The organism is Lactobacillus nasalidis (assembly GCF_016587775.1).
Lineage (GTDB): Bacteria > Bacillota > Bacilli > Lactobacillales > Lactobacillaceae > Lactobacillus > Lactobacillus nasalidis.
In genome coordinates this window covers 1-218 of record NZ_BOCG01000571.1, presented here as the reverse complement: position 1 = coordinate 218, position 218 = coordinate 1, and the positions used below count along the sequence as shown (strand labels likewise).

1 rRNA gene is annotated in these 218 nt (G+C 50.9%); it reads right to left on the bottom strand.

Annotation, left to right across the window (positions count from 1 at the left end):
* Positions 1-15: 15 nt before the first annotated feature.
* Positions 16-218 (bottom strand): 23S ribosomal RNA (locus lacNas_RS10870); the annotation flags it as partial.

The window sequence follows — 218 nt, the reverse complement described above, 5'->3', positions numbered from 1 at the left end:
TATTGCTTCGCTCTTTTGGTCAAGTCCTCGACTGATTAGTACCGGTCCGCTCCAAAGCTCACGCTTCTTCCACTCCCGGCCTATCTACCTCATCGTCTCTGAGGTGTCTTACTTTCTTGAAGAAATGGGAAATCTCATCTTGAGGGGGGCTTCGCACTTAGATGCTTTCAGCGCTTATCCCGTCCGCACATAGCTACCCAGCGATGCCTTTGGCAAGA